The organism is Kitasatospora albolonga (genome assembly GCF_039535905.1).
GTDB lineage: Bacteria > Actinomycetota > Actinomycetes > Streptomycetales > Streptomycetaceae > Kitasatospora > Kitasatospora albolonga.
In genome coordinates, this window is record NZ_BAAAYB010000083.1 from 86,100 (window position 1) to 112,712 (window position 26,613).

The window sequence follows — 26,613 nt, forward strand, 5'->3', positions numbered from 1 at the left end:
TGTACGCTCTGAAATGCCGTCAATCCGCAGAAAGTAGCTGATAGGCAGATGGACTCTGCCCGTGCTCTCAGTGACGCCCGTCCCACCCCGTTCTGGCTCGAGGACCCGGGTCGGCCGGAGGCCCTCGCGGCCCTGGTCGGCGACACCCGGTGCGACCTGCTGGTCGTGGGCGGCGGCTACTCCGGCCTGTGGACCGCGCTGATCGCCAAGGAGCGGGACCCCTCGCTCGACGTGGTGCTGATCGAGGGTCACGAGATCGGCTGGGCGGCGTCCGGGCGCAACGGCGGGTTCTGCGCCGCCAGCCTCACCCACGGATTCGGCAACGGCCTCCAGCGCTGGCCCGGCGAACTGGCCGAGCTGGAGCGCCAGGGCATGGCCAACCTCCAGGCCATCGAGGACACCCTCAAGCGCTACTCCATCGACTGCGAGTGGGAGCGGACCGGCGAGATCGACATCGCCACCCAGCCGCACCAGCTCGCCGAACTGCGCGAGGTGGCCGAGGCGGTCGCCGAGTACGGCACCGACCTCACCTTCCTGGACGCCGACGCCCTGCGCGAGCAGGTCGACTCGCCCACCTTCCTGGGCGGCCTGTGGGACAAGGACGGCGTGGCCATGCTCCACCCGGCCAAGCTGGCCTGGGGCCTCAAGGACGCCTGCCTCTCCCAGGGCGTGCGGATCTTCGAGCGCACCAAGGGCCTCTCGCTCGCCGAGCACGGCAGCGGCATGGCCGTCCGCACCCCGTACGGGCGGGTCTTCGCGCGCAAGGTCGCGCTCGGCACCAACGTGTTCCCCTCGCTGGTCAAGCGGGTCCGCCCGTACATCGTCCCGGTGTACGACTACGCCCTGATGACCGAACCGCTCACCGACGAGCAGCTCGCCTCGATCGGCTGGACCGGCCGGCAGGGGCTCAGCGACAGCGCCAACAAGTTCCACTACTTCCGGCTCTCCGCGGACAACCGGATCCTCTGGGGCGGCTACGACACCATCTACCACTTCGGCAGCAAGGTGCAGTCGGAGCACGACCAGCGCCCGGAGACCTTCCGCACCCTGTCGCGGCAGTTCTTCCAGACCTTCCCCCAGCTGGACGGCATCCGCTTCACCCACGCCTGGGGCGGCGCGATCGACACCTGCACCCGCTTCTCGGCGTTCTTCGACACCGCCTACAAGGGCCGGGTCGCGTACGCCGCCGGGTTCACCGGCCTCGGCGTCGGCGCCACCCGGTACGGCGCCGAGGTGATGCTCGACCTGCTCGCGGGCGAGCTGACCGAGCGGACCTCGCTGGAGATGGTGCGCAGCAAGCCGCTGCCCTTCCCGCCCGAGCCGGTGCGCTGGGCCGGGATCGAGATCACCAAGTGGTCGCTGGACCGCTCCGACCGGCAGGGCGGACACCGCAACCTCTGGCTGCGCACGCTCGACAAGCTGGGCCTGGGCTTCGACAGCTGACGGTCCGTCCGCGCGTGCGGCGAGGGGCACCCCGCTTCGGCGGGGTGCCCCTCCGGCGTGCTGCGGGCCTGCTCTAGCCTGGCGCCGTCCCGCCCCTGGACGCTGCGTCCGTTCCGAAGGAGCCACCATGGCCCCCGCCCCCGCCCTGGCCGACCTGCGCGAGGTCTGCCAGCCCGCCGCCAAACTCGCCCTCCGCAACGGCGAGCACTGGGCCGGCCGGCTCTACATGCGCGGGATCTCCCTGCGCGTCACCCGCCAGCTGGTCCGCACCCGGGTCAGCCCCAACACCCTCACCTGGCTGATGGTGGTCTGCGGCGTCGGTGCCGGAGCCGCCCTGCTGATCCCCGGCCTGGCCGGCCCGCTGCTGGCCGCCGTGCTCTTCCAGGGCTTCCTGCTCTTCGACTGCGTGGACGGCGAAGTCGCCCGCTGGAAGCGCCAGTTCTCCACCGCCGGCGTCTACGTCGACCGGCTCGGCGCCTACCTGGCCGACGCCGCGCTGCTCGCCGGGGCCGGCTTCCGGGCCGGCCAGAACGACTTCGGGGCGTGGTCCACGATCGGCTTCGCCACCGCCCTGGGCGTGGTGCTGCTCAAGGCCTCCACCGACCTGGTGGACGTGGCCCGGGCCCGCAGCGGCCTCTCCGTCGCCGAGGACGCCGCCGCCCAGCCGCGCTCCCAGGGCGTCGCCACCCTGCGACGGCTCGCCTCCGCCTTCAAGCTGCACCGGCTCACCAACGGCATCGAGGCCTCGCTGCTGCTGCTCGCCGCCGCCGTGGCCGACACGGTGACCGGCGACCTCACCCCCACGCGGGCGGCGGTCGCGCTGCTCGCCGCCGTCACCTGGGTGATGGTGCCCGCCCACCTCGCCTCGATCCTGGCCTCCTCCCGGCTGCGCTGACCGTCCGTCCCCCTCGCTCCGTCCCCCTCGCTCCGTCCCCCTCGCGCCGTCCCTTCGCGCCGTCCCCCTCGCGCCGTCCCTTCGCGCCGTCCCCTCCGAGGTGGCTCTCCGGGGTCGGCTCTTGTGGGTCGGCTCTTGTGGGTCGGCGAGGGGGAGGCGTGTAAGACCCGGCGCTCGCGCCCCTCTCTCACTCCTGACGGATGTCCGGAGCACCGAGGAGCGCACGATGGAGACCACCCCGCTGGACTGGCTGGTGTCGGCGGCCGACGACCCGGCGGCCTGCCGGGCGGAGTGGGAACGCGGCGGCCGCGGCGTCATGCCGCTGCCCGCCGGCCGCGTCTGGGACGTCCTGCTGGTCCCCGGCCCGCTCGGCCGGGCGGCCCACCGGATGCTCGCCGAGGTGGGCGGCCCGGCCTTCGCCGAGTTCGGCGACGCCCGGGTCGGCTTCCTGGTGCCCGTCGGCACCGCCGCCCGGTGGGTCGGCACGAGCGTCCGGGCCGCCGGCTACGGCACCCGGGTCGCCCTGCCGCACCCGGCGGGCGGCGGCAGCGGGCTCCGCTGGCTGACCCCGCCGGACGGCTCCGGCCGGCTGACCGACCCGGTGCTGCTGGAGCTGGCGCTGCACGAGGCCGCCGCACTGACGCGTCAGCCCCGCGTGCATGACGACCTGTAAGGCTGAATCTCCATTCCCCGTCAGCCTGTTCGTTGAGACGGGCCCGATCGGTCAGCAGACTGGAGGACGAGCGCGGTAGCCCCGTGATCGGACTTCGGAGGCATGAGGACCTTGAGCAAGCACATCATTCACTGGATCGACGGCGCTCCCGTCGCCACCGCCGGCTCCGCCCCTCGGCGCGGCGACATCTTCGACCCGGCCACCGGCCTGGTCACCGGTCAGGTCGACTTCGCCGGGATCGAGGAGGTGGACCAGGCCGTCGCGGCGGCCGCCTCCGCCTTCGACGAGTGGCGTCACGCCTCGATCGCCAAGCGCACCCAGGTGCTGTTCGCGTTCCGCGAGCTGTTCAACGCCCGCAAGGACGAGCTCGCGTCGATCATCGTGGCCGAGCACGGCAAGGTGCACTCCGACGCGCTCGGCGAGCTGGCCCGCGGCCAGGAGGTCGTCGAGTACGCCTGTGGCATCCCGCAGCTCGTCAAGGGCGGCTTCACCGAGCAGGCCTCCACCGGCATCGACGTCTACTCGATCCGCCAGGCGCTCGGCCCGGTCGCCATCATCTCCCCGTTCAACTTCCCGGCCATGGTGCCGATGTGGTTCTTCCCGATCGCCATCGCGGCCGGCAACACCGTCATCCTCAAGCCCTCCGAGAAGGACCCGTCCGCGGCCAACTTCATCGCCCAGATGTGGAAGGAGGCCGGTCTCCCCGACGGCGTCTTCAACGTCGTGCACGGTGACAAGGTGGCCGTCGACCGCCTGCTGGAGCACCCGGACGTCAAGGCCGTCAGCTTCGTCGGCTCCACCCCGATCGCCCGCTACGTCTACGAGACCGGCACCCGCTACGGCAAGCGCGTCCAGGCCCTCGGCGGCGCCAAGAACCACATGCTGGTCCTCCCCGACGCCGACCTCGACCTGAGCGCCGACGCCGCCATCAACGCCGGCTTCGGCGCGGCCGGCGAGCGCTGCATGGCCGTCTCGGTCCTGGTCGCGGTCGACCCGATCGGCGACGAGCTGGTCGAGAAGATCAAGCAGCGGATGGCCACCCTCAAGGTCGGCCCGGGCTGCAACGGCGACAGCGAGATGGGCCCGCTGGTCACCGGCCAGCACCGCGACAAGGTCACCTCCTACGTCGAGTCCGGCCTCGCCGACGGCGCCGAGCTCGCCGTGGACGGCCGCAAGCACGCGATCTCCGAGACGGACACCGCCGGTACCCCCACGGCCGACGGCTTCTGGCTCGGCCCCACCCTGTTCGACCACGTCAAGCCCGGCATGTCCGTCTACAACGACGAGATCTTCGGCCCGGTGCTCTCGGTGGTCCGGGTCTCCTCCTACGAGGAGGGCCTGGCGCTCATCAACAGCAACCCGTACGGCAACGGCACCGCCATCTTCACCAACGACGGTGGCGCCGCCCGACGCTTCCAGCACGAGGTCGAGGTCGGCATGGTCGGCATCAACGTGCCGATCCCGGTCCCGGTCGCCTACTACTCCTTCGGCGGCTGGAAGGCCTCGCTCTTCGGCGACACCCACGCCTACGGCCCGGACGGCGTCCAGTTCTTCACCCGCGGCAAGGCCGTCACCTCGCGCTGGCTGGACCCCTCGCACGGCGGCATCAACCTGGGCTTCCCCACCAACTCCTGACCGGAGTGCGGTGACCAGGTGACACGACGGCGGCCCGCCCCCACAGTGGGGGCGGGCCGCCGTCGTGTCACCTGCTGCCGGCCTCAGCCCTCGCGACCCGTCCGGGCGGAGCTGCGCCGAAGCGTGGCCTTGAACGCGCGCGCGGCCACCGGCCCGAGCCCGTCCACCACCTCCACCAGCGCGCCCATCCGGTCCAGCGCGTCGAAGGCGGCCGATGCCCCGTCAGGATCCACCCCCTCGTACAGCTCCAGACCGACGAAGGAGGCGGAGACGGCCTTGGCCAGCCCCGGTACGTCGAGGACCTCCGCCAGGGGGTGGCCCAGGAAGATCCGCGTCAGCACCCGCTCGACCTCCGCACTCCACAGCCCGAGCGCCTCCGCCGAAGCGGTCGCCAGTGCCGGGTAGGCGGCGGCCCCCGCGAGGAAGTGCCCCAGCAGTGCCACGTTCCCCCGGTCCCGCTCCTCCTCGTGCAGCTCCCGGCCGAGCCGGAGGAGCTCGCGCAGCGAGCCGGCCTGTTCGAGCCGCGGCCGGTAGCGCTCGAGCCGCAGACCGGTCTCACGGAGCGCGGCGGCGGCGAGCAGTCCCTCGACCGTCTTGAAGTGGTAGAAGACCAGCGCCTGGTTGGCCCCCGCCTCGGTGGCGATGCTTCGCGCCGAGACGCCCGCGATCCCGTGCCGCCTGATCGCGGAGACGGCCGCTTCCATCAGTCGCTCACGCGTGTCGCTCATGCCGAGCAGCGTAGTGGGAGCCGCCCCGGGCGGCCCGAGGCCCGTTCAGGCGCGCTGACTCGCATCGCTTCCCCCGCCCTCCCCGCCGTCCTCGCTCCTCCCCGTGCCCGTTCCCGTGCCCTCAACTCCGCCACTGCTCCCGTACCGGCCGCACGTACGTCGGCACCCCCGCGCGGTCCGCGACGTCCACGTACTCGGTGGTGAACGACCCCTGGTACCCCATCACCGCACCGACCACCGGATTGGTCACCCTCACCTCGATCCGGAACCGCTCCGCCTCCTCGTCGAACCACTCGTGCACCCGGGCCCGCCCCGTCAGCACCCCCGGGCACCGCGGCGAGCCCGGCAGCGCCGACACCCGCTGGTCGCCCGAGGTGATCACCAACCCGCCGGCCGGAGTCACCTGCAATTCCAGGTCGACCGCCAGGTGCTGGTGCGTCCCCAGGTAGTCGATGACCGTGTTCGGTCGCTCGGAGGCGATCATCGTCGCGTCGAACCGGCGGGGACGGGTGAACTGGAAGGTCCGGACGAAGGTGACCGTCTCCCGGCCGTACCCGTCCCGGTACGCGTAGTTCGCGATGGTGAAGGCGACGTCGCGCCCGCTCTCCGGAAAAAGGATGTTGCAGCCGCTCCCCAGTCGGAGGGCCTGCTTCACCAGGCGGGACCCGTGCCACACCCGGTCCATCCGGCCGGTGCCGATGCAGGCGATCCCGTCCCGACTGGAGAACCCGAAGCGACGCTGGAGTTCGGGGTGCAGCCGGTCGAAGTCCGAGCCGAGGGCGCTCCGGAATATCGACGCGCGGGCGGTGGAGGCGGTCGTGGTGGTGGCGGTGGCGATCTGAGGCACGGGTACTCCTGGGCAGGCCGGCGGTTGCGGTTTGAGCGATCGCTCAAGGCGGTGGCGCCATGGTGGCAGAGCTTGAGCGATCGCTCAAGAGGGTGTCGAACAGGGCTCTTGGAGGATGTTTGCCTTCGGGTGGCGACGAAGGTAGTGTTCTCTAGTCGCTCGGCAGGGAGCACCGGACACGCGTTCTGTGTGGACGGTCCCGGGGCGGCCAATCCTTGGAACACCACTTCTGCTCGGAACTGGTCTGTGCTTTTTACGGGCCGGGTCTATTTGCTGTGTGCGTTTATATGGATTGCGGCTGGATTCGCTTTTCGGAGCGGGGATCGGCTAGAGTTTGAAACGTCGGACAGGCCGTCAGGTCGCAGAAGACGGAAGCGAGTCGGACGAAAGCGTCTGATAAGCTTGAAACACGAAAGAACGAAGCGCCCGGAGGGCCCGCTGGAAGGCGGACCGAAGGAAGCCACCGTTCCTTGAGAACTCAACAGCGTGCCAAAAGTCAACGCCAGATATGTTGACATCCCCGGCCTCACCGTTCGGTGGGGTTGGAGATTCCTTTATGTAGTAAACACTAGCGAGGACGCAGTGCGCGGGGCCGCCCTATTCCGGTGGTTGCCGTGCCGCTCAACGCGGGTGCTTGCGGGATTACCCGCAGACATTCACGGAGAGTTTGATCCTGGCTCAGGACGAACGCTGGCGGCGTGCTTAACACATGCAAGTCGAACGGTGAAGCCCTTCGGGGTGGATCAGTGGCGAACGGGTGAGTAACACGTGGGAAATCTGCCCTGCACTCTGGGACAAGCCCGGGAAACTGGGTCTAATACCGGATATGACCTTCTTCCGCATGGTTGAAGGTGGAAAGCTCCGGCGGTGCAGGATGATCCCGCGGCCTATCAGCTTGTTGGTGGGGTAATGGCCTACCAAGGCGACGACGGGTAGCCGGCCTGAGAGGGCGACCGGCCACACTGGGACTGAGACACGGCCCAGACTCCTACGGGAGGCAGCAGTGGGGAATATTGCACAATGGGCGAAAGCCTGATGCAGCGACGCCGCGTGAGGGATGACGGCCTTCGGGTTGTAAACCTCTTTCAGCAGGGAAGAAGCGCAAGTGACGGTACCTGCAGAAGAAGCACCGGCTAACTACGTGCCAGCAGCCGCGGTAATACGTAGGGTGCGAGCGTTGTCCGGAATTATTGGGCGTAAAGAGCTCGTAGGCGGCTTGTCACGTCGGGTGTGAAAGCCCGGGGCTTAACCCCGGGTCTGCATTCGATACGGGCAGGCTTGAGTGTGGTAGGGGAGATCGGAATTCCTGGTGTAGCGGTGAAATGCGCAGATATCAGGAGGAACACCGGTGGCGAAGGCGGATCTCTGGGCCATTACTGACGCTGAGGAGCGAAAGCGTGGGGAGCGAACAGGATTAGATACCCTGGTAGTCCACGCCGTAAACGTTGGGAACTAGGTGTTGGCGACATTCCACGTCGTCGGTGCCGCAGCTAACGCATTAAGTTCCCCGCCTGGGGAGTACGGCCGCAAGGCTAAAACTCAAAGGAATTGACGGGGGCCCGCACAAGCAGCGGAGCATGTGGCTTAATTCGACGCAACGCGAAGAACCTTACCAAGGCTTGACATATGCCGGAAACGTCCAGAGATGGGCGCCCCCTTGTGGTCGGTATACAGGTGGTGCATGGTTGTCGTCAGCTCGTGTCGTGAGATGTTGGGTTAAGTCCCGCAACGAGCGCAACCCTTGTTCTGTGTTGCCAGCATGCCTTTCGGGGTGATGGGGACTCACAGGAGACTGCCGGGGTCAACTCGGAGGAAGGTGGGGACGACGTCAAATCATCATGCCCCTTATGTCTTGGGCTGCACACGTGCTACAATGGTCGGTACAAAGGGCTGCGATGCCGCGAGGCGGAGCGAATCCCAAAAAGCCGGCCTCAGTTCGGATTGGGGTCTGCAACTCGACCCCATGAAGTTGGAGTTGCTAGTAATCGCAGATCAGCATGCTGCGGTGAATACGTTCCCGGGCCTTGTACACACCGCCCGTCACGTCACGAAAGTCGGTAACACCCGAAGCCGGTGGCCTAACCCTTGGGAGGGAGCCGTCGAAGGTGGGACCAGCGATTGGGACGAAGTCGTAACAAGGTAGCCGTACCGGAAGGTGCGGCTGGATCACCTCCTTTCTAAGGAGCACATAGCCGGATGTGAGCGAATGTCTCACACGGTTGCTCATGGGTGGAACGTTGACTATTCGGCACGCACAGAGAGTGTTTCTTAGTACTGCTTCGGCGTGGAAACGGGACAAGGCTTTGTGTGTGTCGGGCACGTTGTTGGGTCCTGAGGGAACGGCCGTGAGGTTGTTGCTTCAGAGATGCCGGCCTCATGCGAGGCGCCCCCGTAAGGGAGCGTTGAGTTTGGGTGTCTGGTCGTTGTTTGAGAACTGCACAGTGGACGCGAGCATCTGTGGCCAAGTTTTTAAGGGCGCACGGTGGATGCCTTGGCACTAGGAACCGATGAAGGACGTGGGAGGCCACGATAGTCCCCGGGGAGCCGTCAACCAGGCTTTGATCCGGGGGTTTCCGAATGGGGAAACCCGGCAGTCGTCATGGGCTGTCACCCGCACCTGAACACATAGGGTGTGTGGAGGGAACGAGGGGAAGTGAAACATCTCAGTACCCTCAGGAAGAGAAAACAACCGTGATTCCGGGAGTAGTGGCGAGCGAAACCGGATGAGGCTAAACCGCGTTGGTGTGAGACCCGGCAGGGGTTGCCATCGTGGGGTCGTGGGAAAGTTCTTCAGTCGTCTGCCGGCGGCTGGGCGAGTCAGAAACCGTATGGATAGTCGAAGGACATGCGAAAGGTCCGGCGTAGAGGGTAAGACCCCCGTAGACGAAATCTGTGCGGCTCGCTTGAGCTTCTCCCAAGTAGCACGGGGCCCGAGAAATCCCGTGTGAATCTGGCGGGACCACCCGCTAAGCCTAAATATTCCCTAGTGACCGATAGCGGATAGTACCGTGAGGGAATGGTGAAAAGTACCGCGGGAGCGGAGTGAAATAGTACCTGAAACCGTGTGCCTACAAGCCGTGGGAGCGTCGGATGTGCAGCTTGCTGTGCATCTCGTGACTGCGTGCCTTTTGAAGAATGAGCCTGCGAGTTTGCGGTGTGTAGCGAGGTTAACCCGTGTGGGGTAGCCGTAGCGAAAGCGAGTCCGAATAGGGCGGTTGAGTTGCATGCCCAAGACCCGAAGCGGAGTGATCTAGCCATGGGCAGGTTGAAGCGGAGGTAAGACTTCGTGGAGGACCGAACCCACCAGGGTTGAAAACCTGGGGGATGACCTGTGGTTAGGGGTGAAAGGCCAATCAAACTCCGTGATAGCTGGTTCTCCCCGAAATGCATTTAGGTGCAGCGTCACGTGTTTCTTGCCGGAGGTAGAGCACTGGATAGGCGATGGGCCTCACCGGGTTACTGACCTTAGCCAAACTCCGAATGCCGGTAAGTGAGAGCGTGGCAGTGAGACTGTGGGGGATAAGCTCCATGGTCGAGAGGGAAACAGCCCAGAACACCGACTAAGGCCCCTAAGCGTGTGCTAAGTGGGAAAGGATGTGGAGTCGCAGAGACAACCAGGAGGTTGGCTTAGAAGCAGCCACCCTTGAAAGAGTGCGTAATAGCTCACTGGTCAAGTGATTCCGCGCCGACAATGTAGCGGGGCTCAAGTACACCGCCGAAGTCGTGTCATTGCAGCAATAGGGCCAACGCCTGCTGTGATGGGTAGGGGAGCGTCGTGTGCCGGGTGAAGCAGCGGAGGAATCCAGTTGTGGACGGTTCACGAGTGAGAATGCAGGCATGAGTAGCGATACAAGAGTGGGAAACTCTTGCGCCGATTGACCAAGGGTTCCTGGGTCAAGCTGATCTGCCCAGGGTAAGTCGGGACCTAAGGCGAGGCCGACAGGCGTAGTCGATGGACAACGGGTTGATATTCCCGTACCCGCTTTGAAGCGCCAACGGCGAACCTTCTGATGCTAAGACCGTGAAGCCGCCCCGGAGCCTTCGGGCAAAGGGGAGTGGTGGAGCCGTCGAACCAAGGTGGTAGTAGCTGAGCGATGGGGTGACGCAGGAAGGTAGTCCAGCCCGGGCGGTGGTTGTCCCGGGGTAAGGGTGTAGGACGTGAGGTAGGCAAATCCGCCTCACACATAGTCTGAGACCTGATGCCGAGCCGATTGTGGTGAAGTGGATGATCCTATGCTGTCGAGAAAAGCCTCTAGCGAGTTTCATGGCGGCCCGTACCCCAAACCGACTCAGGTGGTCAGGTAGAGAATACCGAGGCGTTCGGGTGAACTATGGTTAAGGAACTCGGCAAAATGCCCCCGTAACTTCGGGAGAAGGGGGGCCGGAACTGGTGATGGGATTTGCTCCTTGAGCTGGGGCTGGCCGCAGAGACCAGCGAGAAGCGACTGTTTACTAAAAACACAGGTCCGTGCGAAGCCGTAAGGCGATGTATACGGACTGACGCCTGCCCGGTGCTGGAACGTTAAGGGGACCGGTTAGTCTAGTTTCGGCTAGGCGAAGCTGAGAACTTAAGCGCCAGTAAACGGCGGTGGTAACTATAACCATCCTAAGGTAGCGAAATTCCTTGTCGGGTAAGTTCCGACCTGCACGAATGGCGTAACGACTTCTCGACTGTCTCAACCATAGGCCCGGTGAAATTGCATTACGAGTAAAGATGCTCGTTTCGCGCAGCAGGACGGAAAGACCCCGGGACCTTTACTATAGCTTGATATTGGTGTTCGGTTCGGCTTGTGTAGGATAGGTGGGAGACTTTGAAACCCAAACGCCAGTTTGGGTGGAGTCGTCGTTGAAATACCACTCTGGTCGTGCTGGATGTCTAACCTGGGTCCGTGATCCGGATCAGGGACAGTGTCTGGTGGGTAGTTTAACTGGGGCGGTTGCCTCCTAAAGAGTAACGGAGGCGCCCAAAGGTTCCCTCAGCCTGGTTGGCAATCAGGTGTTGAGTGTAAGTGCACAAGGGAGCTTGACTGTGAGACCGACGGGTCGAGCAGGGACGAAAGTCGGGACTAGTGATCCGGCGGTGGCTTGTGGAAGCGCCGTCGCTCAACGGATAAAAGGTACCCCGGGGATAACAGGCTGATCTTCCCCAAGAGTCCATATCGACGGGATGGTTTGGCACCTCGATGTCGGCTCGTCGCATCCTGGGGCTGGAGTAGGTCCCAAGGGTTGGGCTGTTCGCCCATTAAAGCGGTACGCGAGCTGGGTTTAGAACGTCGTGAGACAGTTCGGTCCCTATCCGCTGTGCGCGTAGGAGTGTTGAGAAGGGCTGTCCCTAGTACGAGAGGACCGGGACGGACGAACCTCTGGTGTGCCAGTTGTCCTGCCAAGGGCATGGCTGGTTGGCTACGTTCGGGAGGGATAACCGCTGAAAGCATCTAAGCGGGAAGCCTGCTTCGAGATGAGCACTCCCACCTCCTTGAGAGGGTAAGGCTCCCAGTAGACGACTGGGTTGATAGGCCGGATGTGGAAGCCCTGTAAGGGGTGGAGCTGACCGGTACTAATAGGCCGAGGGCTTGTCCTCAGTTGCTCGCGTCCACTGTGTTGTTCTGAAACAACGACCCCACGTCATGAGAAGACGACGTGGTGCGGTTGACAGTTTCATAGTGTTTCGGTGGTCATAGCGTGAGGGAAACGCCCGGTTACATTCCGAACCCGGAAGCTAAGCCTCACAGCGCCGATGGTACTGCAGGGGGGACCCTGTGGGAGAGTAGGACGCCGCCGAACAATCATTCAAGAAAGCCCTCGCCGGGTCACCCGGCGGGGGCTTTCTGCTTTTTCGGGCCGGATCACCTCGGCGGGAAGGGTGGACCTAGCACCACCTCGAACCGGGGAGGGATGACCAGTGCGCCGACACCTACCTCCGAGCAACACTGATGACCGTAAGCAGTCAGTCACGTTCCAGGAGCCGTCAGGTGACCACAGTCAGTCCTCCTAAGCCCGCCACCCCGCTCCATCGCGCTGCCGCGGAGGCAGTTCGCTCCGGTACCGGTGCCCTCGGGTGGTCGCTGACGGTCGTGGTCAGCTCGGCGCCCGGGGTGGTGGTGCCGGTTCTCGGGGCCATGCTGGTCGGCGGGACGACGATGGCGGTGACGGGGTACAGCGACTTCGGGGCTCTGTTCGCGTTTCTGCTGGCGGCGGCCGTCGCCGTGGTGATGGCCTCGCCGGCGGTGCGGCTGAACGCGGGGTGGACCCGGTCGCAGATCGAGCGCCGATGTGGAGTCCGGGTGCCGGTCGAGTACTCGGTGCGGCCCGCGCTGGAGGTGGACGAGCGGGGGTACTGGTGGACGGGGTACTCGTACCACCGCAGTCACGGGGTGGCGAAGGTCGCCCAGCTGGTGCACTGGTCGCTGCGGGATCCGGCGACCCGGGCGGAGATGGTCTGGTTGCTGGTGAACCCGGCAGCGGTGGTGGTGCTGTTGGGGCCGCTGGTGGGGCTCGGCCTGGGTGGAGCCCTGTTCGGGCTGACCAGCTTCGTCGACAGCCGGACCTACGGGTCGGTGTCGGGCGGGCTCGGATCCTTCGTCATCTCGCTCCTGCTGGCCGGGGCCATGGTGCTGCTCGCGGTACTGCTGCTGCCCCAGGCACTCCATCTGCACGCTGACCTGGCGCGCCGGATCCTGGACCCGAACGGCCGGGCGTCGAACATCCAACTGACCCGCAGGGTGGCCGAGCTGACGGAGACCCGGGCCGATGCGGTGGGCAGTCAGGCGGCCGAGCTGCGGCAGATCGAGCGGGACCTGCACGACGGCGCCCAGGCCCGTCTGGTGTCGATCGGGCTGACCCTCGGGACGATCGAGCACCTGTGGGAGAGCGACCCGGACGCGGCCAAGCGACTGCTGGCGGAGACCCGGGAGTCCTCGGCGAAGGCGCTCCAGGAGCTGCGTGACCTGGTGAAGGGCATCCACCCGCCGGTGCTGGCCGAGCGCGGCCTCGGGGACGCGGTCCGCGCCCTGGCGCTGGACAGCACGCAGGACGTTGAGGTGACGGTCGGTCTGCCGGCCCGGCCGGAGCTGCCGATGGAGGCGGCGGTGTACTTCTCGATCAGTGAGCTGTTGGTGAACGCGGCCAAGCACTCGGGTGCGCAGCGCGTCTGGGTGGACATCCTGCACCGCGCGGGCCGGCTTCGGGTGACCGTCACGGACGACGGCAGGGGAGGGGCGACCAAGACGCCGCGCGGTGGACTGCGGGGCATCGAGCGGAGGTTGGGTACCTTCGACGGTGTCCTGTCCGTCAGCAGTCCGCTGGGCGGTCCGACCACCATCACCATGGAGCTGCCGTGCGCGTTGTCCTCGCCGAGGACCTCTACCTCCTCCGAGAAGGGCTGACCCGGCTGCTGGAGGCGCACGGGTTCACGATCGCCGCGGCGGTGGAGACCGGGCCCGAGCTCTTGGCGGCGCTGTTGGAGCACCGGCCGGACGTCGCGGTGGTGGACGTCCGGCTGCCGCCGACACTCACGGACGAGGGTCTGCAGGCGGCGCTGGCGGCTCGACGGGAGATCCCGGGCCTGCCGGTGCTGGTGCTCTCGCAGCACGTCCAGCAGCTGTACGCACGGGAGTTGCTGGCGGACGGCACGGGCGGGATCGGGTACCTGCTGAAGGACCGGGTGTTCAACGCGGACCAGTTCGTCGACGCGATCCGCCGGGTTGCGGCGGGCGGGACGGCGATGGATCCCGATGTGATCGCCAAGTTGTTGGAGAGCAGGTCGCGTTCGCAGCCTCTCCAGTGCCTGTCGCCGAGGGAGCGGGAGGTGCTCGGGTTGATGGCTGAGGGGCGGTCGAACTCGGCGATCGCGAGCCGGTTGGTGGTCAGCGACGGGGCGGTGGCCAAGCACATTGCCAATATCTTCACGAAGCTGGGGTTGGCACCGGCGGAGGACGCCAACCGCCGTGTGCTGGCGGTGTTGGCGCACCTCAACGGCACGCCTGCGGAGGTGGTCCAGACCGGAGGGCGGCGCGGCGACTGAACGCCCGTGCGAGTAGTATCCGGTGGGCCGAGACGGTCGCCGGCGCGGTGGTCCTGAACCTCGACGGGGGGATCCGGCAGCAACGGCCGAGTCCGGCAGCCGCCGAATCCCAGGGGTTGATCATCGAATGGCACGTCCCTCCCTCACCCGCGCCCACCGCGCCCTGCTCGGTGTGGTCGCGGCCGGAGCCTGTCTGATCTCGGGCATCGGCTTCGCCGGCTCGTACAACGCGGTGCGCGACCTGGCGGTGGAGAAGGGGTTCGGTGCCTTCTCGTACGCCTTCCCGATCGGCGTGGACGCCGGCATCGTGGTGCTGCTCGCCCTGGACCTGGTGCTCACCTGGCTGCGGATCCCGTTCCCGCTGCTGCGGCAGACGGCCTGGCTGCTGACGGCGGCCACCATCGCCTTCAACGCCGCCGCCTCCTGGGGCGATCCGCTGGGGATGGCCATGCACGCCGTCATCCCGATGCTGTTCGTGGTCGTCGTCGAGGCCTCCCGGCATGCGGTCGGCCGGATCGCGGCGATCACCGCGGACCGGCACATGGAGTCGGTCCGCCTGATGCGCTGGCTGCTGTCGCCGGTGCCGACGTTCCGGCTGTGGCGGCGGATGAAGCTCTGGGAGCTCCGGTCGTACGACGAGACCGTCCGGCTGGAGCAGAACCGCTTGGTGTACCGGGCGCAGCTGCGGTTCCGGTACGGCCGGGGCTGGCGCCGGTCGGCGCCGTTCCAGGCGCTGTTGCCGTTGAAGCTCGCCAAGTACGGGGTCCCGCTGGACCCGAGCATCCTGGACCGGATCGACGGCCCGCTGGAGAGCGTCCCGTCGGAGGCTCCGGCCCTGGGGCGGGAGCTGCCGGTGACGACGGCTCAGGTGACGGCGGGTCAGACCGCTGCCGCCGTGGCTCCCGCCGCCCACGCCGCTGGCGTGACTGGTGGGCCGATTCAGGTGGCTCCGGCGCAGCAGGCCTCGACTCAACAGTCGCCGGTGGAGCGGGCTCCCGTGCATGAGAAGCCGGTGGCCGAGGCGCAGGCCGTGTCCGACGCGCAGGTGACGGCCGCGTTGGCGGCGCCGACGCTGGCGAAGCTGGCGGCGGTCCGGCTGCGGGACGCGCAGGATCCGAACGCGGCGGAGGTGCGTCCTGTCCCGGCCGAGCCGGAGCTGAACGTGTGGACGGCCCGCGCGGTCCGTTCGCCGGCGCAGCCGAGCGAGCCGGTGCAGACGGCGCGGGTGCCCGGTCAGCCGTCGCCCTGGTTCAAGGCGCCGCAGCCGCAGGTCGAGCAGGCCCCGCAGCCGCAGCCGCAGCCGCAGCCGCAGCGCGTGCAGGAGGTCCCGCAGGAGCAGCCGCAGGTGCGGCGGCCGGTGCGGTTGGAGCAGTTGGCCCCGCAGGGCGTGCCGGCCGGGTACGTGGAGGAGCTGCCGTTCGAGGAGGCGACGGCCGTCGAGGTGCCGGTCGAGCCCGAGCGGCGTCCGATGGGCCAGGCCGTGCCGCTCGATCCGGAGGTCTGCTTCGCGGCGCTGACCCAGTACATCGAGAAGTTCGAGCAGCAGCCCGACCCCCGGCAGCTGGCCGAGTTCCTGACCTCCGAGTTCGGTCTGGAGGGCAGCGGGCGTGACGGTTCCGTGGTCGCGAAGGACGTGGAGCGGATCTGGCCGAAGTTGAACGAACGTTTCATGGAGCTGGGCCTGGGCTGAGGTCTCTCGGAGGATCCGCCATTGACGGTCCGCGAGCCGCGCCGTTACCTTCGCCTCAACAAACTGTTGAAGGCGTGGAGGGTTCCGCATGTCGCAGGCCAAGTTCTCCGAGGCCGCCCTGGCCGCCGTCGAGGAGCTGCTCGCTCCGGTCGACGCCGATCTGACGCGGCGTTACCCGGGAGACGACGGCAGCCGTCAACCCGTGCACACGGTCTACGTACCGGCCGACGCCTTCGCCGCCGACACCGTCAGCAGCTGGGGCGCCCAGGCGCTGGCCGCCTTCGACGAGCACGCCGCCACCCCCGCCCGGCTGGCGCAGGCGCTCGGCGTCGCGGACGACGAGCTGCTGGCCGACGTCCACGCCCGGGTCCGCGCCAAGCTGGAGCGGGAGCCGATCGAGGACCTGCGGATCGACTTCGAGGACGGCTACGGTCCGCGTCCGGACGCGGAGGAGGACGCGGAGGCCGTGCGCGCCGCCCGGCTGGTCGCCGCCGCGGTGGCGGACGGCACGGCCCCGCCGTACATCGGCATCCGGATCAAGTGCATGGAGGCGCCGGTCCGCGCCCGCGGCATCCGCACCCTCGAGCTCTTCCTCTCCACCCTGCTCGCGGAGGGCGGCCTGCCCGACGGGCTGGTGCTGACCCTGCCGAAGGTCACCTACGCCGCGCAGGTCACCGCGCTGGTGCGGCTGCTGGAGGACTTCGAGCGCCGGGCCGGGCTGCCGGCCGGGCGGATCGGCTTCGAGATCCAGATCGAGACCACCCAGGCGATCCTCGGCCCGGACGGCCGGGCCACCGTGGCCCTGATGATCGAGGCGGCCGAGGGCCGGGCCACCGGCCTGCACTACGGCACCTTCGACTACAGCGCCTCCTGTGGTGTGAGCGCCGCCTACCAGAGCATGGACCACCCGGTGGCCGACCACGCCAAGGCGGTCATGCAGGTGGCGGCGGCCGGCACCGGCGTGCGGCTGTCGGACGGTTCCACCAACGTGATCCCGACCGGTCCCACCGAGCAGGTGCACGCGGCCTGGAAGCTCCACCACGGCCTGGTGCGCCGCTCGCTCGCGCGGGCGTACTACCAGGGCTGGGACATGCACCCGGCGCACCTGCCGACGCGCTACGTCGCGGTCTACTCCTTCTACCGCGAGGGCCTGAAGGCGGCAGCGGCACGGCTGGCCGCCTACGTGGCGAAGGCCGGCGGCGACGTGATGGACGAGCCCGCCACCGCACGTGCGCTGAGCGGCTACGTGCTGCGCGGGCTGGACTGCGGCGCGGTGGACCTCGACGAGGTCACCGGCCTGACCGGCCTGGACCGCAAGCAGCTGGACGCGCTGGCCGGGCGCTGAGCCGCGGCCCGCGAGCGGCCGCTCGCGGCGGGCCGCCTCCGGCACCGGCCTGCGCCCGGTCCGGCGGCGCGCCCGCCTAAGCTGGCAGGGACGATCACCGTCCCTGCCGGCTTTTCTCGTGTCTGGAGACCCACCGCCCCATGTCGGAGCCGACCCCCAAGCCCTACCTCACCGTGCGGGGTTCCGGCGTGCACGAGCTGGAGATCAAGAAGTCCCGGTTCATCTGCCACCTCGCCCGGGTCGCCGACGAGGAGGAGGCGCAGGCGTTCATCGCGGGCATCCGGAAGCAGTACTGGGACGCCCGGCACAACTGCACCGCCTTCGTGGTGGGCGGCGAGCACCCGAGGGAGCGGTCCAGCGACGACGGCGAGCCCGGCGGGACGGCCGGGGTGCCGATGCTGGAGGTGCTGCGCCGGCGCGGTCTGACCGACACGGTGGCGGTGGTGACCAGGTACTTCGGCGGCATCAAACTGGGTGCGGGCGGGCTGGTGCGGGCGTACGGCAGCGCCGTCTCGGAGGCGGTGGACGCGCTCGGGCTGCTGGAGCGGCGGCCGGTGGCGGTGCTCGCGGTGCGGGCGGACCACACCCGGGCCGGGCGCCTGGAGAACGACCTGCGGGCGGCCGGGTACGCGGTGCGCGAGCTGGCGTACGCCGCGGACGTGCGGATCGAAGTCGGCGTGCCGGAGGCCGGAGTGACGGAGTTTCAGGTCTGGCTGGCCGAGGCGACCGGGGGCGCGGCGGTGGCCGAGCCGGTGGGCCGGGACTACGTCGAGGTGCCGGTGGAGGCCTGACCGGCCCGACCGGAGGACCTGACGGAGTCGTCCGCCGGGCCGGGCAGCCCAGTCCAAGAGTCTGGCCCAGCAGGCGCGGGCCAAAACCGAGTGACACTCGAACGAATTAACCATGCCCGGAGTTGGAACTTCCGCTCCGGGCACCTGCGTTTCCTGGAACAAGGAACCGCACCGAAGTCCGGTGCGGCGCCGCCCGACAAACCCGCAGACGGAGGACGTCAGACCCCAACCACCCCGCACCACGGGAGGTACCTCGCATGACGCCACATCACAGCCCGGCCGATTCCACGAGCCGATCAGAGGGCAGGCGAGCGGGACAACCCGCCTCGCAGGCGGGCCGGTTGGACCGCCCCACGCCGTACCGGATGACGTTGACCACCCCGCGCCCCCGGCAGGAGGTGGCCGCCCTGGCGGACCAGCTGCTGGCCGGCTGGCTGAAGGGCGAGGGGCGGGACGAGCCCCCACCGAGCACCGCCGACCTTCCGGCCGAGCGCCTGCGCCTCGGCGAAAGGGTCCTGCTGGACCGGGACTTCGGCGAGTTGCGGGAGGTCCCCGGCGGTTACCTCCGCCGCCGGCTGCGCACCCCCGCCCCGCACGGCACCGACCAGTTGACCCTCACCGTGGCCTCGGCCGGTCCCGAGGGGCCGACCTGGGTCCGGCTGGAGGCCGAGCAGTTGGCGTCCGGTCCGGGCCTGCGGGCGGGCGGCCGGGTGCCGGTGCCCGAGCTGGCCCGGGCGCTGCTGCCGCTGCTGGACGCCTCCGACGGCCCGGTCCGGATCGGCGACGCCCCCCGGGTCGTCCGGCCCGCCGGGGTGGAGGCCCTGATCGACGAGCTCTGCGACCCGGACCGCACCCTGCCCGTGGTGGTGGCCAGCCTCCCGCCCGCGACCACCCCCGCCGTCTGGCTGGAGGGCACCGGCCGCCAGCTCACCCGGCAGCTCACCGGCCTGGCCGCGCTCTACCTGCTGGACCACGAGGCGCTGCCGCTGTTCAACGTCGCGCTGGAGTACCACAAGGTCTACGGCGGAGCGGTCCGCACCTACCTGCCCGAGGTGGATCCGGCCTCGCGGGCGGACGGCGGCCGGCACCCGGTGCTGCCCCGGCACCGGATCGACGAGGACGTCCGGCGGGCCGCCGCGCTGCTGGCCCGCGAGCCGGGCCGGCTGGCCGCCGAGCTCCCGTTGCCCGCCGAGTTGGCGGCCGTCCCGGTCTACCAGCCGCCGGCCGAGCCCGCCCCGCAGGTGCGGGCGGCGTCCGGAGTGGGAGCCGGCACGGGAGCCGGGCCGGAGGGGACCGGAGCTGCCCACCGGACGGCGGACACCGCCGAGCGCCAGGCCCGGGCCGACGAGCTCCAGCGGGTGCGGCACAGCCTGCACCGTTCGCGCCGCCGGGAGCGGCTGCTGCTCGCGGTGGGCGAGGAGCAGCGCACCGCCCTGCGCCGGGCCAACGCGCAGGTCCAGGCGCTGTCCGGCCGCTTCTGCACCGCCCGCTCGGCGGACGGCAGCCCGGTAACCTTCGGCGAACTGGTCGGCCGCTTCGGCGAGTTCCCGCTGCTGGAGTTCACCGGTGACCAGAAGGAGGCGGTGGCGCTGGACGGCCAGTGCGACGGCACCGGCTGGGCGCGGCTCACCTGGGAGGGGCTGACGGCGCTCCAGGAGTACGCGGCCGCCGCCGTCCGGGGCGAGGCACACGGCGACTTCAAGCAGTGGTGCGAGCACACCCCGGACGGCTGCCACCGCTTCCCGCCGCGCAAGGCCGTCCGGGGCGAGTCCCGGACGGTGGAGAGCCACACCAAGTGGAAGCGCGAGCGGATGCTCCCGGTGCCGGAGTGCGTGGACTCCTCCCGGCGCGCGTTCATGGGCGCGCACCTGCGGATCGGAGGCGGTCGCACGGCCCCCCGCCTGCACTACCTGGACGACTGCTCGGGCAGCGGCCGGATCTACGTCGGCTACATCGGGCTGCACCTGACCAACACTCGGACGAACTGACGGACGATCAGGCGGACGGCCAGGCGGTGGCGCGGCAGCGGGAGTCAGCCCCCAGGGCGGCCCGGACGGTGGACAATGCTCTGCAGCAGCCGGACGAGCTTGGGGGTACGACCACCGATGCAGTACGCACCTGAGGGTCAGTCGGACGGTACCGCCGCCGCCACGCTCCAACCGGGCTTCCTGGCCTCGCTGTTCCGCGACCTCGGCGCCGGGGAGGGCGGTGCGGACGGCCCGGGAGAGCCGGGTGCCACGGACGGGCCGGAGGGAGAGGACGGCCCGGGAGGGCTGGGGGAGGCGGCGGAGGACGAGGTGGCCGCACGCGGCCGGGCCGCCGTGCTCAGCCATCAGCGGACCGCCGCCGTCCGGGCCGAGCACGAGCACCTGGCCGACCTGCTGCGCCGGGCCGCGCTGCCGGTCTCCGCGATGGACTTCGAGAGCCAGCTGCGCAGCTACCGTCCCCGCCCGTTCCCGGCCGCCGGGGGAGCGGAGGACCTCGGCCCGGACGGCCCCGAGCCGCGTTGGGAGGACTTCGCGCCGCCGGTGCCCGCGCAGCCGGAGGGCGCGGACGGCGCGGGCCGTCCGCTGCTCGACTCCGGCTACCAGCGGGAGTTGGCGCAGGCCCGGCTGCGCCACCAGCGCGCGCTGCGGGAGTGGCGGGCCGGCCGGGCGGCCGCGGCGGACGACGCGGCCTCCGCGGAGCGGCGGGCGCACGAGGCCCTGGAGGAGGCCCGGGCCCGGGCGGTGCGGGAGTACAACGACAGCCTGGAGGAGTGCCGCCGGGCCTACCGGCTGGCCGAGCCGGCCGCCGTGGAGTCGCTCCTGGAACGGGCGTTGGCGGCGGCCGAAGGGGCGACGCAGGACCTGCCCGCGCCGTGCCGGGCGGTGTTCCGCCCGCTGACCAGGACGGCGGTGCTCGACCTCGACCTGCCGCCGCTCGCCCTGGTGCCCTCGCTGGACGGCTACCGGCTGACCACCGAGGACACCGTGGAGCCGGTGCCCCGTCCGCTCGCCGACCGGGCCAACGACTACCTGCGGCTGGTCGCCCGGCTGGCGCTGCGCGCGCTCCAGGCGGCGGACGCGGTGGACACCGACGAGATACTGGCCGGCGTCGTGCTCAACGGCTGGCTCCGTGACACACCGTCAGGAGCTCCGCTCTGCCTGCTCAGCGTGGACGCGGACCGGGACGCCCTGGCCCGCACCCGGCTGCTGCCGGCCGCCGACGAGGGGCCGGAGGAGGGCGAGGGCCGGGAGGACGGCGAGGGCCGGGAGGACGGCGCGTACGAGGGTGTGTACGGCGGCCTGTACGCGGATGCCGAGCAGGACGAGGCCCTGGTGCGGCTGCGGGAGCTGTCGGCGGCGGTCTCGCCGGACCCGTACGGTCTGGCCGGGGTCGAGCCGGGTGCGGAGGCGGGCATGACGGTGCCCACGGCCGAGGACCTGTCGGCCCATGAGTTCGCCCACCTGGTGCGGGAGTTGCTGACCAGGGGCGGGCTGGGGGAGTGGAGCGTGCGGCTGCGCGGGTCGGCCGGGCTGGTGGCCACGGCGGTGGGCCAGGAGGGCAGCGCGCTGCCCGGGCGCTGGGTGGTCTGGGCCTCGCGCCCCCGCGGCGGGTCGGGGCCCGACGGGGCGGAGGTCACGGCGACGGAGCTGCGGACGCTGGCCGAGGCGGTCCGGGAGGAAGGGGCGGAGCGCGGCCTGCGGCTGACCACGGGTCGGTTCGCGGAGGCGGCGCTGGACCTGGCGGCGGAGCTGCCGCAGATCCACCTGGTGGACGGCGATGGTGTGCGGGAGCTCACCGAGACGCAGCTCGGCATGCGGCTCGGCGTCGGCGGCTGAGACGGGGCCGGGACCAGGACCCGGGGCCGGGGCCAGGGCCGTTGCGGGAGCGCGAGCGGGAGGGCGGTCGGGCTGATGGGACGGGTCGGGCGGGTCGGTGGTCGCGTCGGTGGCGGTCAGCCGTCGGTGGCGGTGAGGTAGGCCGCGGCGAGCGGCGGCGAGCCCTGGTCGGCCCAGCCGTGGCCCAGGGCGGTGACGTCCAGTTCGCGGCCGCCGGGCAGCACCAGCAGGGGGCGCTCCTCCGGGCCGAGCCGCCAGTGGGTGCCGGGGACGGTGCGGCGCAGCACGGTGCCGAGGTAGAGCCCGGCGTCGTTGCCCAGGCGGTCGGAGAGCCCGGGGTTCTCGCGCCAGCGGGGCAGCAGCTGGTCGAGGGCGGTGAGGGAGCGCTCGCTGTCGTCCAGTCGCACCCCGGCCGAGTCGGCGAGTTCGCGCAGCAGCCCGCACTCGGCGAGCAGTCCGGCCAGTGCGGCTTCGCTGGCGCCGGCCGCGCGGGGGTGCCGTCGCCGGCCGAGGTACCTGCCCATGGGGCCAGGGTGCCAGGGCCCCGGGCGGGCGGCGAGGGGGACCGGCGCCGCGTCGTGCCGCCGACGGCCGTACTGCCGCACTGCCGTCCTACCCGGCCGCGGCGCCGCTCGGGCGGGCCGTCGGCCCGCCGTACCCGCGCGGTCGCATCGGTCCGGGCCCCCTGGTGGGTGGTGCCGGGCGGGCTGGGAGGATGGGCGTTTCGTTCGGCGGTGTACGAGGAGGGGCCGGGGTGGGTGCGAGGCGGATCGGTGGACCGGGGCCGGGGGTGAGGGGCCGTCACCCTGACGGACCGTCCGGCGGGCGGGCGGCCCGGGGGGCGGAGAGGCTGGCCGGCAGGGCCGGGGGTCTCTGCTCCGGTCCGGGCCGGGCGTCTGTGCCCGTGGGCAGCGGTCCGCGCAGCCGTCCGGCCCCACCGGGAGCGGACGAGCGGGAGGGCCGTCGATGACCGCGGTGCTGGTGGCCGCCGGGGCGTTCCTGATGACGCTGCTCGGCGGACTGGTGGCGCAGCGGGTCGGGGACCGTCGGCACTTGGTGCTGGGGTTCGCGGCCGGGCTGATGCTCGGGGTGGTGGCCTTCGACCTGCTGCCGGAGGCGATGCACGCGGCGCCGCAGGAGCTGCACGGGGTGCCGCAGGCACTGCTGATGTTCGCTGCCGGGTTCCTGGCGATCCACGTGGTGGAGCGGGCGGTGGCGATCCACCGGAGCCACGAGACGGAGTACGCCGAGCACTCGCACGGCCACGCCCACTCCCACGGCCACGCGCACGGCGGCAAGCAGGGCGTCGGACTCACCGCCGCCGGTGCGCTGGTGACGCACAGTCTGATGGACGGATTCGCGATCGGTGCGGCGTTCCAGGCGGGCACCACGGTGGGCACGGTGGTGGCGATCGCGGTCGTGGCGCACGACTTCGCGGACGGCTTCAACACCTACACGATCACCCGGATGTACGGGAACGACCGCCGCCGGGCCTTGACGCTGCTGGGCGCGGACGCGTTGGCGCCCGTGACGGGTGCCGCGATCACGCTGCTGTTCACCATCCCGGAGCAGGCGCTCGGCCTGTACCTGGGGTTCTTCGCGGGGTTCCTGCTCTACCTGGCGACCTCGGACATCCTGCCGGAGGCGCACAGCCCGCACCCGTCCCGCACCACGCTGATCTGCACGGTGCTCGGGGTGGCGTTCATGTGGCTGGTGATCGGCTTCGCCGAGTAGGACCGCCCCCACGGCCGGTCGGCCGGCCCGCCTGACCGTCCGTCAGTGCGTGGCGTCCCACTGCTCGCGGACGGCGGCCAGGGCCGCGGCCACGGCGGGCCGCCGGCTGGTCCTGGTCCGCCAGAGGACGAACACCCGCCGGGCCGGTTCGGGCACCACGGGCCGGGCGACCACCCCGGGCGGCAGCGGGCCGCGGCCGAGCCGGGGGACGAGGCCGAGGCCGAGCCCGGCCTCGATCAGTGCGATCTGGGTCTCGAACTCGCCGACCTGGTAGACCACGTCGGGTTCCTCGCCGGCCTCCCGCATGGTGCGCACCAGCCAGTCGTGGCAGATGTTGCCGGGCGGCACGCTGGTCCAGCGTTGCCCGAGCAGGCGCTGGACGGGGACCACGGCGAGGGCCGCGAGCGGGTGTTCGGCACGCAGCAGCAGGTCGACCGGGTCTTCGCCGAGGTCGAGCCGGGAGAGGCCGTCCTGGACGGGGAGCGGGACGGTGGGCCAGTCCTGGACGAGGGCGAGGTCGACCTCGCCGCGCGCGACGAGTTCGGCGGCCTGGTAGGGGTCGGACTCCAGCAGCCGGACCTCCAGGTCGGGGCAGTCCCGCCGGAGGGCGGCGAGCGCGCCGGGCAGGACTCCGCGGGCGCCGGTGGCGAAGGAGGCGACCAGCAGACGGCCGACGGCGCGGCCGCGCTGGCGCTCCAGGGTGACCTCGGCCTGTTCGACCAGGGCGAGCACCTCACGGGCGGTGTCGGCGAGGGTGCGGGCGGCGTCGGTGAGGACCACGCCGCGGCCCTGCTTCTCCAGCAGTACGGTGCGGGTCTCCCGCTCCAGCTTGGCGATCTGCTGGGAGACCGCCGAGGGGGTGAAGCCGAGTGCGGCGGCCGCGCCGCCGACCGATCCGTGCACGGCGACGGCGTGCAGGGCGCGGAGCCGTCCGAGGTCCATCACGTGTGCCTCCTCTCCCCGGGCAGCATCGGGCTGTCGGGCTGTCGGGCTGTCGGGCTGTCGGGCGGGGCAGGCGGGGCGGGCCTGCGCCCGTCATCGTGCAGTGATGCTAAAGCATTCCCTGTAGGACAAGTCGCTGGTGCTACACGATCCCGCCGGGCCATGCTGACGGGCATGCAGATGAGCCCCCGTCACATCGCCCTCGCCGTGCTGGTCGCCGCCGTGTGGGGGGTCAACTTCGTGGTGATCCACGTGGGCCTGGGCCACTTCCCGCCGTTCCTGTTCGGGGCGCTGCGGTTCGCGGTGGTGGCGGTTCCGGCGGTGTTCTTCGTGGGGCGGCCGCGGGTGGCGTTCCGCTGGGTGGTGGCGGTGGGGCTGACGCTCGGAGTGGCCAAGTTCGGGCTGCTGTTCTTCGCGATGAACGCGGGGATGCCCTCGGGACTGTCGTCGCTGGTGCTGCAGAGCCAGGCGGTCTTCACGGCGGTGTTCGCCGCCGCGCTGCTGCGCGAGCGTCCGCCGGTGCAGCGGATCGCCGGGCTGGCGATCGCCTTCGCCGGGATCGGCGTGGCGGCGGTGGACCGCGGGCTGAACGGCCCGGTCGGGGCGTTCGCGCTGGTGATCCTCTCGGCGGCGTTCTGGGGGCTGTCCAACGTGCTGACCAAGAAGGCCGCGCCGGCGGACGCGCTGCGCTGGATGGTCTGGATGAGCGCGGTGCCGGTGCTGCCGCTGCTGGCGCTCTCGCTGCTGTTCGAGGGTCCGTCGGCGGCGGGGGAGGCGTTCGCGGCGCTGAGTCCGGCCGGGATCGGGGCGGTGCTCTACGTCGGGCTGGGGTCGACCCTGTTCGGCTTCATGGCCTGGAGCTTCCTGCTGGGGCGCTACGACGCCTCGGCGGTGGCGCCGTACTCGCTGCTGGTGCCGGTCTTCGGGATGTCCTCGTCCTGGTTGCTGCTGGGGGAGGGGATCAGCCCGCTGGGGGCCGGGGCCGCGCTGCTGGTGGTGCTCGGCATCGGGCTCACCGCGTTGCGTCCGGGGGCGCTGGGTTCCGTCCGGGTGCTCAGCTCCGGTCGGCCGACCGGGCTGCTTCGAAGGCGAGTTCGGCCTGTCGCAGGGCCCGCAGCAGAGCCTCCTGCTCGACTCGGCTGACCGGCCCGAAGTACTCCTGGGCGACCTCCTGGCGGACCAGGCCGATCCGCTCCAGCGCGCCGTGCCCGGCGGCGGTCAGGACCACCCGCACGGCCCGGCGGTCGTCCGGGTCGGGGGTGCGCTCGACCAGGCCGGCCTCCTCCAGGGCGTCCACCACGGTGGTGGCGGAGCGGGGGGCGATGTGGAGGCGTTCGGCGAGTTCGCTCAGCCGCATGGTCTCCCGGCCCTCGCAGCCGGGGGCGTGCGCCAGGGTGCGCAGCGCCCGGGCCTGGCCGGGGGTGATGCCGTAGGGCTCCAGGCGCACCATGGTCTGCCGGCGGATCCGCTTCATCGCCCGGGTCAGTGCGTCGGCGAGGTCCGCGGCGGTCTCGGCGGGCGGCTCGGCGGCGGGCACGGACATGGGGGCGGCTCCTGGGACGGTAGGTGGCCACCAGGGTATCGGGGCTGCCGGAGAGCCCTCCGGGGTGTCGCCGCCGAAATACCTTGAGCTTGGCTCACCATTCACTTAGGCTGACCTAATCTTAACCAAGAGGAGTACACCGATGTCCGTTTCCCAGGCCCGTGTCGTCACGGACCGTCCGTCCCGCTACGGCAAGCAGCTGGCTGCCCACATGGGCCGCAAGATCCAGGCCGACTGGTCCGAGGAGAGCGGCCGCGGCGAGCTGGTCTTCAGCGCCGGCACCGCCGTGCTGACCGCCGAGGAGGGTGCCCTGCTGCTGGTGGTCGAGGGCGCCGAGGAGAACCTCCCGCAGCTGGAGGACGTGGTCGGCCGCCACCTGGTCCGCTTCGGCACCCGCGACGAGCTGGTGGTGGAGTGGCAGCGCGAGAGCGGCGCCCCCGGCACCGTTCAGCGCAACGACGCTCCCGAGGAGTAGGGCCGCACCCGAGGAGCAAGGCCGC

The 26,613-nt window shown here is 70.2% G+C and carries 19 protein-coding genes and 3 rRNA genes; 17 read left to right on the forward strand and 5 right to left on the reverse strand.

The window, feature by feature from the left end:
• Positions 1-48 precede the first annotated feature (48 nt).
• The 4 genes from ABD946_RS20420 to ABD946_RS20435 all read left to right on the forward strand — a co-directional run bounded on the left by ABD946_RS20420 (position 49) and on the right by ABD946_RS20435 (position 4,646).
• Positions 49-1,443, forward strand: coding sequence for an NAD(P)/FAD-dependent oxidoreductase (locus tag ABD946_RS20420; RefSeq protein ID WP_345285600.1), 1,395 nt, complete (start codon positions 49-51; stop codon positions 1,441-1,443).
• Between the two features lie 127 nt (positions 1,444-1,570).
• Positions 1,571-2,338 (forward strand): CDP-alcohol phosphatidyltransferase family protein, encoded by a 768-nt coding sequence (locus ABD946_RS20425; RefSeq protein ID WP_345285602.1) that lies wholly within the window; start codon positions 1,571-1,573, stop codon positions 2,336-2,338.
• A gap of 226 nt (positions 2,339-2,564) precedes the next feature.
• Entirely contained in the window at positions 2,565-3,011 is a 447-nt protein-coding gene (locus ABD946_RS20430) for a hypothetical protein (protein ID WP_345285604.1), read from the forward strand.
• A 102-nt stretch (positions 3,012-3,113) separates the two neighbouring features.
• Positions 3,114-4,646, forward strand: a complete 1,533-nt coding sequence (locus tag ABD946_RS20435) for a CoA-acylating methylmalonate-semialdehyde dehydrogenase (RefSeq protein WP_345285606.1) — start codon at positions 3,114-3,116, stop codon at positions 4,644-4,646.
• Positions 4,647-4,729: 83 nt separating this feature from the next.
• Here ABD946_RS20435 and ABD946_RS20440 read toward each other — a convergent pair whose 3' ends face one another.
• Together ABD946_RS20440 and ABD946_RS20445 are read right to left on the reverse strand one after the other, a co-directional pair.
• Positions 4,730-5,374 (reverse strand): TetR/AcrR family transcriptional regulator, encoded by a 645-nt coding sequence (locus tag ABD946_RS20440; RefSeq protein ID WP_345285608.1) that lies wholly within the window; start codon positions 5,372-5,374, stop codon positions 4,730-4,732.
• Between the two features lie 121 nt (positions 5,375-5,495).
• Complete coding sequence (locus tag ABD946_RS20445; RefSeq protein ID WP_345285610.1) at positions 5,496-6,221, reverse strand: DUF4166 domain-containing protein; 726 nt, start codon at positions 6,219-6,221, stop codon at positions 5,496-5,498.
• 655 nt (positions 6,222-6,876) lie between these two features.
• On the opposite strand from ABD946_RS20445, the gene ABD946_RS20450 reads away from it, so the two are divergent.
• The 10 genes from ABD946_RS20450 (at position 6,877) to ABD946_RS20495 (ending at position 21,894) form a co-directional block, all read left to right on the forward strand.
• Positions 6,877-8,398: ribosomal RNA gene (locus ABD946_RS20450) — 16S ribosomal RNA — on the forward strand.
• Between the two features lie 282 nt (positions 8,399-8,680).
• Positions 8,681-11,802, forward strand: a 23S ribosomal RNA gene (locus ABD946_RS20455).
• Positions 11,803-11,888: 86 nt separating this feature from the next.
• A 5S ribosomal RNA gene (gene rrf, locus ABD946_RS20460) occupies positions 11,889-12,005 on the forward strand.
• Together the 16S, 23S and 5S rRNA genes form the textbook arrangement of a ribosomal RNA operon.
• Before the next feature lie 188 nt (positions 12,006-12,193).
• Positions 12,194-13,606, forward strand: a complete 1,413-nt coding sequence (locus tag ABD946_RS20465) for a sensor histidine kinase (RefSeq protein ID WP_345285612.1) — start codon at positions 12,194-12,196, stop codon at positions 13,604-13,606.
• The gene (locus tag ABD946_RS20470; protein WP_345285614.1) at positions 13,558-14,244 is read left to right on the forward strand and encodes a response regulator transcription factor; all 687 of its coding nucleotides are present in this window, start codon (positions 13,558-13,560) and stop codon (positions 14,242-14,244) included. The genes ABD946_RS20465 and ABD946_RS20470 overlap by 49 nt, the downstream gene beginning before the upstream one ends.
• A gap of 127 nt (positions 14,245-14,371) precedes the next feature.
• Entirely contained in the window at positions 14,372-15,934 is a 1,563-nt protein-coding gene (locus ABD946_RS20475) for a DUF2637 domain-containing protein (RefSeq protein ID WP_345285616.1), read from the forward strand.
• A gap of 88 nt (positions 15,935-16,022) precedes the next feature.
• Complete coding sequence (locus ABD946_RS20480) at positions 16,023-17,279, forward strand: DUF6986 family protein (RefSeq protein ID WP_345285618.1); 1,257 nt, start codon at positions 16,023-16,025, stop codon at positions 17,277-17,279.
• Positions 17,280-17,419: 140 nt separating this feature from the next.
• Complete coding sequence (locus ABD946_RS20485; protein ID WP_345285620.1) at positions 17,420-18,070, forward strand: YigZ family protein; 651 nt, start codon at positions 17,420-17,422, stop codon at positions 18,068-18,070.
• A gap of 365 nt (positions 18,071-18,435) precedes the next feature.
• Positions 18,436-20,058 (forward strand): hypothetical protein, encoded by a 1,623-nt coding sequence (locus ABD946_RS20490; protein WP_345285622.1) that lies wholly within the window; start codon positions 18,436-18,438, stop codon positions 20,056-20,058.
• 117 nt (positions 20,059-20,175) lie between these two features.
• The gene (locus ABD946_RS20495; RefSeq protein WP_345285624.1) at positions 20,176-21,894 is read left to right on the forward strand and encodes a restriction endonuclease; all 1,719 of its coding nucleotides are present in this window, start codon (positions 20,176-20,178) and stop codon (positions 21,892-21,894) included.
• Between the two features lie 116 nt (positions 21,895-22,010).
• On the opposite strand, the gene ABD946_RS20500 is transcribed toward ABD946_RS20495, so the two are convergent.
• Positions 22,011-22,418 carry a DUF6278 family protein gene (locus ABD946_RS20500; protein WP_345285626.1) on the reverse strand — a complete coding sequence of 136 codons (408 nt, stop codon included), beginning with the start codon at positions 22,416-22,418 and terminating at the stop codon, positions 22,011-22,013.
• Positions 22,419-22,860: 442 nt separating this feature from the next.
• Between ABD946_RS20500 and ABD946_RS20505 the strand changes: the two genes are divergently transcribed.
• Complete coding sequence (locus ABD946_RS20505; protein WP_345285628.1) at positions 22,861-23,628, forward strand: ZIP family metal transporter; 768 nt, start codon at positions 22,861-22,863, stop codon at positions 23,626-23,628.
• A 42-nt stretch (positions 23,629-23,670) separates the two neighbouring features.
• On the opposite strand, the gene ABD946_RS20510 is transcribed toward ABD946_RS20505, so the two are convergent.
• Positions 23,671-24,573 (reverse strand): LysR family transcriptional regulator, encoded by a 903-nt coding sequence (locus tag ABD946_RS20510; protein WP_345285630.1) that lies wholly within the window; start codon positions 24,571-24,573, stop codon positions 23,671-23,673.
• A gap of 177 nt (positions 24,574-24,750) precedes the next feature.
• Between ABD946_RS20510 and ABD946_RS20515 the strand changes: the two genes are divergently transcribed.
• Positions 24,751-25,713, forward strand: a complete 963-nt coding sequence (locus ABD946_RS20515; protein ID WP_345285690.1) for an EamA family transporter — start codon at positions 24,751-24,753, stop codon at positions 25,711-25,713.
• Here ABD946_RS20515 and ABD946_RS20520 read toward each other — a convergent pair.
• Positions 25,625-26,113: a MarR family winged helix-turn-helix transcriptional regulator gene (locus ABD946_RS20520; protein ID WP_345285632.1), complete on the reverse strand. Its 489-nt coding sequence runs from the start codon at positions 26,111-26,113 to the stop codon at positions 25,625-25,627. The two genes, ABD946_RS20515 and ABD946_RS20520, sit on opposite strands and share 89 nt — an antisense overlap.
• A 142-nt stretch (positions 26,114-26,255) precedes the next feature.
• Between ABD946_RS20520 and ABD946_RS20525 the strand changes: the two genes are divergently transcribed.
• Entirely contained in the window at positions 26,256-26,588 is a 333-nt protein-coding gene (locus ABD946_RS20525) for a DUF2218 domain-containing protein (protein ID WP_345285634.1), read from the forward strand.
• The last annotated feature ends 25 nt before the right edge of the window (positions 26,589-26,613 follow it).